Consider the following 11,136-nt stretch of genomic DNA (forward strand, 5'->3'; position numbering starts at 1 on the left):
TCATGCTGATTAGATTGGATTCAAAAGTCCGCTTGCCGATAACTTTATTACAGTGCGCAAAGTCGACAGAGATCGATTGTGCGAAGTTCAGTCGGACGCCTTTTCTGCGGTTATGCAATTGACGATCAGAGCCATGAAGCGAAATCAACTTGCAAAAAGCATGCAATCCGGAATGATTGGCGTTCTTTTTTGGACCGCAGCCTCCGATGCATCCGCTCAATTCGCGGGCAATCAGCCCGACCGCGGTCCTTCAGCCGCCCCGGCCAGCATCGAAAGTCCAAGCTGGCGTGCCCCTGAGCGAATGCAGCAGCAACAGCGGCAATCCATCGGTGGCATGCGCCCAGGCAGCGACGCTGGATACAGTGGCGCAATGAGCAGTATCAAACCCATTTATTGGAACAAGCCTGAGTTCCTCATACCATTCAACGTCGGAACCCAAGGACGCTTGCCCGAGGCGGTGGATCTCGAAGTTTCCACTGACCTGGGACAAAACTGGTTGACCGTTGAGCGCAGTAACTTATCGTCGCGTCAATTCACATTTCGTTCTAGTGGCGACGGCCTCTATTGGTTTCGTATCAAGACGGTGGACGCAGAGGGGCGAGCGTTCGACAGCAGCTCACAACCGATGGCCATTGTCATCGACACCAATCGCCCGCAATTAGACTTGGTCGTCGACACCGATCAGCAGGCTCGCATGGTAGCCGATTTCCGAATCGCAGATGCGAATTTATCAGCATTGGATATGCGTTTGGAGTATCAGACGGAATTGGACGCGAGCTTCGTTCCAGTTCAAATGCAAACGCAGTTTGGGCGTGATTCTATGGAGATAGTTGGCAAGGGGATCTGGGAACCTCCTCTCCATGCAAAACAAATGGTCGTTCGATTGGTAGTGAAGGATCTTGCTGGCAACGAAGCTGAGCTGATTCGATTGCCTACGATGATGCGAACGGCCAGTGCGGGATCGGGGTTAACGCTGACCAGCGGCGGCAATTCGGTCTTCAGCCAGTTTTTTCCCGGCAGCGATAGCACCGATCCGGCGGCAGGACCAACCATAAGTTCTTCCGTCAATGCACCGCGTACGTCGCTAGCTGGAAACGGCATCGGGCATAGCCCTGAGGTGCTGCCCGCTCCGCCCGTGGCTTCACGTCCATTGCCGGTCCGGACCGATTTCCCACAACTGCCCAGTGTCGACCCGCTTCTGTTGCCAAGCAGCAATCCATCGTCTTCGTTTTTAACGATTGAACCATCAAGTACGACCGGCAACACCCGCTACACATTCCAAAGTGTCGACGAATCGCGCAACAGCTTAAGTCCAAGTGTCGCGCCGCCTAACGTCATACCGCCAAACAGCCCTCCGGTTAGTGATCCATCCAACAGTATTCCTCCACGGCAGCCCAACGCGTTTGCCAGCAACTCGCGTGCTTTCAGTCTCGACTACAACGTGGAGGTAGATCCGGGAAACCGCATCGCTGATGTTGAATTGTGGGCGACGACCGATGGCGGAAAAACGTGGACGCAGTGGGGGAGCGACCCAGACAGGACCTCTCCGTTTGACGTGAGAGTTCAAACCGATGGCCTGTTTGGCTTTCGAATGGTCGTGGTTGGAACCAATGGCCTTGCCAATCACCGTCCTTTGCCGGGCGATGATGCGGATGCTTGGATACAAGTCGATACGAAATTGCCCACCGCGCGGATTCATAGTGCACAGTATGGGCAAGGCGTCGACGCCGGTGCCCTGATTATCGAATTTAGCGCGCAAGATGAATTTCTATCGGCCCGACCGATCGCGTTCTACTACAGCACAACTCCAGATGGGCCTTGGACCACGATTGAAGCCGAAGTCCCAAACACTGGCCGATACAAATGGCCTGGCAATCCCAACATGCCGCGCCGTGTCTATTTGAAAATGGAAGCCTACGACCAAGCGGGCAACGTATTTACCGACCGCATGGAGTTGCCCGTCGACTTGGAAGGCTTGGCCCCACGCGGGCGTATCCAAGGTTTCAGGCCAATTCCGCAGTAGCCTGCAAAGCTCACCATTTCCTGATATCGTCGGGCTGCTCTGGTTGGCCCGGGGATAGGGCATTTGGTCACACCTGTGGATGGGAGCAAGATGATCGTCGGATCAAACTCGGGCAGCCACGACAGAAAACAGGGCTGGTTTTGAAGGCAGGTGCCTTCTGTCATTGCAAGCGAAAGCCTTCAATTGGACGTTCTATCGCCGAACTGCTTGAGCAATCGCAACAAAGACTGACTTCCAAAGTTTAATTCTGTTATCATAATTTTGGATAGTTGATCAATGCACTACTGGCTTTGGTCAATCGCTCCTCACCCTATCGCACCTCGACTCGACCGACATCGTGTTACCAAAAGACTCTTCGATCCTGGTTTTCGGTCACCGTAATCCCGATACCGATGCCATTTGTTCGGCTATTGCTTATGCCGATTTGTTGCAGCGAACGACTAGGCCGACCGCGGTGGCCGCCTGCTGCGGAACGCCCAATCAGCGAACGGAATTTGCGCTTCGACGCGCCAATCTGCCTTTGCCTAGAATTGTGATGGACGTTCGCCCAGAGGTTGGCGATGTATGCCAGAAAGATGTTGTAACGGCGAGCCCGGGCGACGTTTTCTTCGAGGTCTATATCAAGATGAAACGACGCGAATTGCGCGCGATTCCCGTTGTGGACAATCAGCGAAAGATTATTGGCCAGCTTTCGCTGCTAGACATGATGAGCTTGGTGTTCGAGCATGACCGAGACAACTTGCGAGCCCGAACGGTAACCACCAGTCTTAATCGCGTCTGTCAGGTCTTGGAAGGCGAGTATCAGCACGAAGTCGATCTGGATGAGTGCGAAGAGCTGATCACAATGGTCGGCGCGATGAGTGCTGAAGGATTTACGCGGCGATTGAGTCAGTATCCTGCCAGACGATTAATTGTGGTCAGCGGTGATCGACCGACGATCCATATGCCAGCGCTGAAGCAAGGTGTCCGCGCTTTGGTGGTTACCGGTGGATACGAACTGTCGCCGCAACTGGTTGAGTTAGCTCGAGCCAAGAACGTGACGGTGATCAACAGCCCCTATGATACGGCAACGACAACGATCCGCATTCGGTCTGCTCAAATTATTGATCCAGCTATCGATAGCCATTTTGACACTTTATCGCATCATCTACCGATGGAAGAGGCCAGGCCGATCATTGAACGTTCAAGTGAACCTATCTTTTCCGTAACTGACGATGACGATCGATTGATTGGGGTCATGTCAAAATCGGACTTAGTCAATTTGCCCAAGCCACGATTGATTTTAGTCGATCACAACGAGCTAGCGCAAGCGGTTCATGGTGCGGAGCAGGCCGACATTCTCGAGGTGTTGGATCACCATCGTTTGGGAGGGGGATTGAAGAGCAGTCAACCAATCCGATTTATCAATGAACCAGTTGGTTCGACTTGTACCTTAGTTGCGAGACAGTTTCGTGCCGCTGGAATCACACCCACCGCTGGCATCGCACTGTGTTTGGCGTCCGGCATCATTTCCGATACGTTGCATCTGCGTTCACCCACCGCGACCGACGTTGATCGAGAGATTTTGGCTTGGTTAGAACCGCTGACAGGCCAAGATCTGGAAGCGTACGCCCGAGAATTCTTCGAAGTCGGTTCCGCCCTTCGAGCGTGCACGCCGCATCAAGTAATCAACGAAGATTGCAAAGAGTTTACTGAACGTCATGTACGCTTCTCGATATCGCAGATTGAAGAGATCGGATTCGATTTGTTTTGGCAACGTAAAGAAGAGCTGCGGTCGGTCTTGGAGCAGCAAGCTAATGAACGCGGGCTAGACTTTGCGGCGTTATTGGTAACCGATATCGTATCGAACGGCTCGTTGCTGCTGCTGTCGCATGAGTCGGACGCTTGGGAAGACATTAATTATCCGCGCTTGGACAAGAATCTGTACGAGCTAGCGAATGTAGTAAGTAGAAAGAAGCAACTATTGCCGCTATTTGCTCAGTTGATAGCCAACACACCATTTGAGGCAGCTTCGGCGAAATAAAATTCGTGAAAGCACATCCCTTAACGCGGCATTGTTCAAAGCGAAAAGCTACCAAAAATGCATTTAGAAAAGCATTCCATCCCTTCGAGCTTGCCGCAATCAAGCAATATTTGGCGATCAATGTTCGTCGGACTGCGGCGTATGCTGCGGTTCGCATTGGTGGTCTACGCGGCGATTTTGGTTGGACTCATGGCCTTGGAAACGACGCTGGTCTACCCCGGAGCCAGGCATGGCAATTTCGAGCAGAAGCATATTGCGCATGAGGATGTTTGGATCGATAGTACCGATGGTGTTCGGATTCATGGATGGTTTTTGCCTGCTGGGCAAAGCGATCGTTCACCAAGAGCCTTATTGATGAATCATGGCAATGGTGAAAACATTTCACACATGTTATCGGAAGCGGCTCGTTATCGCGACCTACATGGCATGGATGTGCTCATCTATGATTATCGAGGATTCGGAAAGAGTTCAGGGACGCCTTATGAGGCGGGAGTGCTTGCGGATGCGGAAGCGGCTTGGCAATGGCTATCCAAACGTACTGCGTTAGGGCCAGATCGAATCTTTGTCTTTGGGCGCTCGTTAGGCGGAGGTGTTGCGGTACACGTGGCATCAAAGTACGACGCAGCGGGATTGATCTTGGATAGAACTTTTAATTCAGTAGTGGATGTCGCGGCTTCGAGGTATTGGTATGTGCCTGTGCGGTGGGTCATTCGCAACCGATTTCAATCCAGTGAAAAAATTGCGAGGTACGGTGGCCCGCTGTTGCAGATGCACGGCGACCGAGATGAAGTGATTGACATTCGTTTTGCCAAGCAGTTGTTTGCTGCTTCGCCGTCGGCTAGGAAAACTTTTATCGAGTCACCGGGAACAACGCACATCGATGCTTGGCCAGACGTTTTTACGCAAGCGACCGATGATTTTCTGAGATTGTACCGTTAGGCAATTGGCGGCCTTGGGGCATGCAGTTGCGGATTATCGCAAGCTGTTCTGAGGCGTAGAAATTATGGTTCGTAGTACCACTGTCGGCGTACTTATCAGTTCGTAGTACCGCCTTTAGGCGGATTTTTCCAGTATGCCGCCAACTACTATTGCGACGCAGCAAGGAAGAAAAACGAGGGGAGCGTGCATTGTTGTGGATTCTCCCTTGACCTGTTCGCCTGCAATGCTGTAGTCACTTATTAAAGCAGATCGCTAGGAGCACTGGCGAGACTTGCAACTCTTCTTGGTCAAATCAGTTTATGCGATTAGGAATCTTTTTACCGTCATGGATCGGCGATACGTGCATGGCAACACCAGCTTTGCGAGCAATTCGCGCTGGGATTCCTGACGCGGAAGTGGTTGGAATCGCTAAACCGGGGCCGACCGCTCTCTTGGACAACTCGCGTTTAATTGATTCGTGGGTAAAGTTCCAACCGCGTGGTGGGGCGATTCGCCGTCGAATGTCCTTGGTGAACGCCATTCGCGAGCGACAGTTAGATGCCGTTTTGTTGCTTACCAATTCATTAAGCAGCGCCATGATTGCGTGGTTGGCCAAGGTGCCCTCGCGGATTGGTTATGCGACCGATTATCGCGGACTTTTGCTAACGACCAAAGTGGCCAAGCCAATCGCTGCCAAGGGGTTCGCTTCGCCTTCCTTGATCGAGTCCTATCTGCAGTTGGCAAGCGCGCTCCACGTCGACGCGAGCGATCGGAAAATGGAACTTACGGCCAATCCGGTTGAAACGGAACGTTTGGAAAAGATCTTCAAAGTCATTGGATTCGATAGTCGACGTCCCTTGATTGTTATCAACAATTCAGCGGCTAGTGCGAAGTCTCGGATTTGGCCATCGCAGTATGTTGTTCATTTGGCTAGGCAACTTGCTTGGGGCATGAAAGCTCAAGTGCTGTTGCACTGTGGGCCAAACGACCGAGCGGAATGCAATACGGTCGCCGAACAAGTCAACAGTCCATTGGTACGCAGCATGGGTGAATGGCATGACTTGCCACTTTCGTTGTCGCTGGCGGTGTTGGCGAAAGCTGATGTGGTGGTAAGTACCGATTCAGGGCCACGCCACATGGCTGTCGCGCTCGATCGCCCGGTGGTCAGTCTGTTTGGTTCTACGGAGCCGCAACGGACGCGAACCTTTAATCTTGAGGAAACGGTTCTGGAAAGTTTCCAAGAGTGCCGTCCTTGCTACAAATCGGAATGCCCTCTGAAGCATCATCATTGCATGCGGCAAATCGAAGTCGACACGGTCCGGGCGGCGATTGAAAGCTCGTTGCGCGGTAGCATGCAGATCCGCATGGTTGCATAGCAAGTCTGGCGTGGACAAATCATTTGTTCTAACAGCCTGTTCACTAAAATTCGCTCATTTTGCAAGAATCGCTTAACCGGCAAAGTCGCCCTAGCCGATACAAACTGACAGTTGGTCTGTCATTACAGGTTTGTGGGTCTTTAGACTGGTAAGTCATTTATGAAGTCGAATCCATCTCAGAAATCATTGCCCGAGGATGCTGGAAGCATGCTTCTTCGTTCTGTTATCGCAGAATATAAAAACCAAGGCAAACAGGGCGCTACCGATAAGATTGAAGAGATGTTTGCAGCAAAGACCCGACGAAGCTGGGAAGGTGACCAAGTCCGCGTCAGATTGGACGAGTTCCTGCCAGTGATCCTGCAAGCCACTGTGGATCGAAGCGCTTGGCTGGATGACTTCGAAAAAGAAACCATCGTCATCAGCAAAGATTTGCATGAAGTGTTGGCTGCTTATCAGCACATGCGTCGACAGCAGCGATCTGCCGCTTAGCACAAGCTAGTGTTCGCAACGATGGACGGGACAAATAAAAGTCTGTTTCGTCCGACGCGTCACATTCCGCCTCGCATTGCTTAGCACTTCACCCTAGCGAGGCAGGAACACTCTATTTGGTCCGCTGGCGACCTCCTTGCGTCGAAATCGCGGATTTATTGGACAGCAATCTTCATGCAGGCACAGTTTTTGCGGATTTTCTCTAAATCTTTGCAAAATTGACATTCTTGGAATCGGTTCGTTTAACTAAATTCCATGACTGTCTTCATCCTCATTGTGATTGAACGGAACCATGGCCGCCCGCGACCTGACTATCGAAGAACTTGCGGTCTACTTGCACATTACGCCTGCGCAAGTGGCAAAGCTCGCTTCGCGCGATAAGCTACCAGGCCGCCGCGTGAGTGGCGAGTGGCGTTTCTCGGAGTCGGACATTCATCATTGGATGGAAGATCGCATTGGTGAAAGCAGCTTGGAAGATCTATTGAAGGTCGAAGAGATGTTGCACCGTGTTCGGGAACCGAGCCCATCGGTATCTCTTTTGGATTTCATGTTCGAAGAGGCGATTGCGACACCGCTGCCTGCTCGTACTCGCAATTCTGTGATTCGAGAGATGTGCGAGTTGGCGACTAGGACTGGCCTGTTGTGGGATGCCGACGAAATGATGCAGGCTGTGGCTGCCCGCGAGGACTTGCATCCAACGGCATTAGAGAATGGGGTTGCGATGCTGCACCCTCGGCGTCCGCGTGGCTCGATTTTGGGACAGCCCTTGATTGCACTTGGCCTCTCGTCTCAACCGATACCCTTCGGGAACCGAGCGGGCCATTTGACCGATGTTTTCTTTTTAATCTGCAGCACGGACGACGCGGTCCACTTGAAGATTTTGGCTCGATTGTCTCGCTTGATTGGCGACAGCAAGTGGCTTCAGCAGTTGCGTGAGGCAAGTAGTCCGACTGAAGTCATCGAGTTGATTAAATCGGGTGAACGCGCTCTTTCGCCGGTTAGCGTGTAGGGAAACGTTTTCTGAAACGGCATGCAGATGGAACAACGGCGTTTTCGCTGAAGTTTCTGCTTTGTGGGTGGTCGTTCGATTGCTTTTGGCGGTAACAACTGTCACAATCTAACAATCGCAAGCAGTACCGCACTTGGACCCGCAATTATCCTCGAGGCTGATTATGGACTTTATCCAGCAACCTATCAAAATCGCTCGACGGCGAATCGTGATGCAAAATTGGCTGGACTGGTGCAGTCGAATTGCGTTGGTAGCATTTTGCACAGCGGCGGTGGCAATTGTCACGGCGAAGTTTGTAAAGCTTCCAGTGGCTTTCCAGGATTGGACCACTATATGGTTGAGTGCCGCTGGCGGTTTAACATTGGTGCTAGCGCCACTGCTTGCGTGGTGGTGGCGACCAAGCCGCGATGCGGTCGCGACCGCAATTGACTTGCGACTCAACCTTCGCGAACGACTTAGTTCTGCGGCCCAGTTGACTGCCGAGGAACGATTGACGCCCATGGGTGAAGCGCTTTGGAATGACGCGAACCAGAAGGCTCAAAGCCTTGATGTCCGCGACGCATTTCCGGTTCGAATTCAATCGCATTTTGTTCGATTGGTTGCACCGCTGGCAGTGGTCGCATTTAGCTTTCTGTTGGCAGACCCAACTGGCTCGTCTGCTGGCAGCGACCAGCCATCGCCGCTTACTGTTGCGCAAGTGAAGAACAGCGTTGAGCCGCTACTGCAACAAGTTCGCAAGCAACGCGAAGCGGCCGAGAAAGAAAAACTGCCGGATGCGGATCTGTTGAAATCGTTGGAAGGCCAATTAGAGGACTTACGTTCCAAGCCTCCGCGAGACCCCGCAAAATTCATGAGTGAACTGAAGAAGATGCAAGACCAACTGGAGGCAAAACGCCAAGAGATGGGGACCGGTGAGTCGCTAAAAAAACAGTTGGCAAGCATCAAAAAAATGGACAATGGCCCCGCTGAAGATCTCGCTGACGCAATGAAGAATGGCGACATGGAGGAAGCCAGTGAGCAGGTCCAACAGATGATGGACAAGTTACAAAAAGGGGAGCTTTCGAAAGAGCAGCAGAAGAAATTGGCTGAGCAATTAAAGCAAATGGAGAAAGCTCTGGATGAGGCCGTCAAAGCTCATGAAGCCGAAAAAAAGAACCTTGAAGAGCAGATCAAACAGGCCGAAGCAGCCGGTGATAAAGATAAGGCCGCTCAACTGGCCGAAAAACTGAATGCTCTCAAACAAGCCGACGCAGATATGAAAGCGGCGGCTGAACTGCAGGAAGCGTTAGCTCAGGCTGCCGAGAACCTTGCCAACGGGGATCAGCAAGCTGCCGCAGAAGCGATGGAAAAGATGAGCCAACAGTTATCCAAGATGGCTCAGAACTCTAAACAAGCCGAGTCATTGAAGGAACTGCAACAAAAGATCAATAACAGCAAACGATCCTCGACTTGCGCCCAGTGCCAAGGCAACGGTTGTGCTACTTGTCAGATGAAGTCAGACCAAACAACGTTCAGCAAGAATGCCAAAGGTGAGGGCCGAGGAGGCGGCGAGCGCCCCGAGGAAGAGAACGATACTTCCAGCTTTGATTCCCAAGTGCGAGGCAATGTAGGCCAAGGTGAAACGGCTCTGGGTGGCAAAATCGGCGGTGAGAATAAAAAGACGCCAACTCAGATTGATGTTCGCGAAGCGATTTTGAGCGCGGAAGTCGAAGAGCCCGATCCGATTGAGCACGCCCGTTTGCCAAAACGCGAACGAGATATTTCCAAAGAGTACATGGATGCAATTCGAACTGGGAAATGATGCAAGCGGTTGTTTGTCATGGATGAAGAAGTCGAAATATCGCTCGAAGATTTAGGTCGTACGTACCAAAAAATCTTTATAGACCAGAACTCGCCAACCGATTCTGTCCAGACGGTGGATGAACCGCATGCGGCCGAAGGTGGCGAAAATGAACCCCTTTGGAGCGACGACGAGGTCTTGCTGCACGAATCGGTCCCAACGACACCTGAGGGGATCCTCGAGGCGGTTCTGTTTGTTGGGCACCCGAAGAACCGGCCGGTCAGCGCGACCACGCTTGCCGGTCTCATGCGTGGCATAAGTTCCGCGGAAATCCCGGATGTGGTCGCGCGACTGAATGATCGGTATGAAAAGTGTCGGCAGGCATTTCGTATCGTAGAGCAAGAACAGGGCTTCCTGTTGTCGATGGTTTCTGAATTAAACGAGATCAAATCGGTCTTTGCAGGAAAGGTTCAGCCAGCAAAACTGAACCAGCAAGCCATCGATTGCTTGGCTCTGGTCGCCTACAACCCCGGTGTCACGTTAGAAGAGTTGGAGATGAATTGGAACCGGCCCGCAGGGGCTGTGCTGCGCATGCTAATTCGGCGAAACTTAGTCGAATTAAAGATCGAGGGAAAAGGGAAATCGGCTGTTCGGCGGCACTACACGACGCAGCGTTTCTTGAATTTAGCTGGCCTAGATACGCTCGAGGACTTACCGGTCGCTTGGGATTAACAGCACCTGTTCCGTTTTTGTATGTAGCACCGCCTCTAAGCGGAAGTCCGTTGTACCGCCATTGCGCAAAAACGCCTGGGGAAAACTCAAACGAAATCCGCCTTCAGGTGGGACGACGAACCACTACGTGGTACATCTGGGGACACAGCACAAATGGTCAGGCCATCTTGCCCGTACGATGCCTTATGGAACGTGCGTGCCGGAACCGGTAGCGTTCTTATTGGGATTTTCTTGAAGTTCTCGCTCTAGACGCTCCGTGAGATGGAACCGTTTAGTTGATTCATCTGAAATTTGCGGCTGTAGGTTTTCTGAATCGAAATTGGCTGTGTTACCAAAGACAACACCGTCCTTGGCATGGGGGTTGGTGCCGTCCGCCATAAACGCGACGGCAAGCATTGTTGTCCCGACTTGGATCTGATCTCCGTCAAAAAGTTCAACAGCGGAGATTTCGGCCCTATTCACGAATGTACCATTAGCACTACCCAAATCGCGGGCTCGGAACTTCCCACCGGCACCTTCGATCATCAGATGACGCCTGGAAAGATGCGGATCAGACGGGATGGACAGATCTACCGTCGAATGGCGGCCAATTTGCAGAATCCCATCGCTGCGAATCCAAACGCGTTTGCCTTTCGCCGGGCCAGCAACCACATCAATCACACAAATCATAGGACACCTTTTCGACGGTTGTCAGCGTCGGGGTTTAGCGATACCGGTGGAGGACCGGCACTTTCGCAGCATAATTAACTTTAGGACAAAAAGACCTACTTGGAAGCAGGTAGTAGC

The 11,136-nt window shown here is 52.1% G+C and carries 9 protein-coding genes; 8 read left to right on the forward strand and 1 reads right to left on the reverse strand.

Translation table 11 applies throughout. The features are described 5' to 3' along the window. Positions 1 to 172: 172 nt before the first annotated feature. The 8 genes from SH302x_RS07205 to SH302x_RS07240 all read left to right on the forward strand — a co-directional run bounded on the left by SH302x_RS07205 (position 173) and on the right by SH302x_RS07240 (position 10,350). Positions 173 to 2,023, forward strand: a complete 1,851-nt coding sequence (locus SH302x_RS07205) for a hypothetical protein (protein ID WP_479368056.1) — start codon at positions 173 to 175, stop codon at positions 2,021 to 2,023. Positions 2,024 to 2,360: 337 nt separating this feature from the next. Further along, positions 2,361 to 4,046, forward strand: a complete 1,686-nt coding sequence (locus SH302x_RS07210; protein WP_479368057.1) for a putative manganese-dependent inorganic diphosphatase — start codon at positions 2,361 to 2,363, stop codon at positions 4,044 to 4,046. Positions 4,047 to 4,187: 141 nt separating this feature from the next. Continuing rightward, positions 4,188 to 4,985: an alpha/beta hydrolase gene (locus SH302x_RS07215; protein ID WP_479368058.1), complete on the forward strand. Its 798-nt coding sequence runs from the start codon at positions 4,188 to 4,190 to the stop codon at positions 4,983 to 4,985. A gap of 299 nt (positions 4,986 to 5,284) precedes the next feature. Beyond that, on the forward strand, positions 5,285 to 6,340 hold the full coding sequence (waaF, locus tag SH302x_RS07220; RefSeq protein ID WP_479368059.1) for a lipopolysaccharide heptosyltransferase II: 1,056 nt from the start codon (positions 5,285 to 5,287) through the stop codon (positions 6,338 to 6,340). Between the two features lie 207 nt (positions 6,341 to 6,547). Continuing rightward, positions 6,548 to 6,829, forward strand: coding sequence for a hypothetical protein (locus SH302x_RS07225; protein WP_479368060.1), 282 nt, complete (start codon positions 6,548 to 6,550; stop codon positions 6,827 to 6,829). Between the two features lie 292 nt (positions 6,830 to 7,121). Beyond that, positions 7,122 to 7,838, forward strand: a complete 717-nt coding sequence (locus SH302x_RS07230; RefSeq protein ID WP_479368061.1) for a PTS sugar transporter subunit IIA — start codon at positions 7,122 to 7,124, stop codon at positions 7,836 to 7,838. A gap of 163 nt (positions 7,839 to 8,001) precedes the next feature. Continuing rightward, complete coding sequence (locus tag SH302x_RS07235; RefSeq protein ID WP_479368062.1) at positions 8,002 to 9,639, forward strand: hypothetical protein; 1,638 nt, start codon at positions 8,002 to 8,004, stop codon at positions 9,637 to 9,639. An 18-nt stretch (positions 9,640 to 9,657) separates the two neighbouring features. Then, positions 9,658 to 10,350: an SMC-Scp complex subunit ScpB gene (locus SH302x_RS07240; RefSeq protein WP_479368063.1), complete on the forward strand. Its 693-nt coding sequence runs from the start codon at positions 9,658 to 9,660 to the stop codon at positions 10,348 to 10,350. A gap of 183 nt (positions 10,351 to 10,533) precedes the next feature. On the opposite strand, the gene SH302x_RS07245 is transcribed toward SH302x_RS07240, so the two are convergent. Continuing rightward, entirely contained in the window at positions 10,534 to 11,019 is a 486-nt protein-coding gene (locus SH302x_RS07245; protein WP_479368064.1) for an FHA domain-containing protein, read from the reverse strand. Between the last annotated feature and the right edge of the window lie 117 nt (positions 11,020 to 11,136).

Source organism: Njordella calcicola, assembly GCF_056494125.1.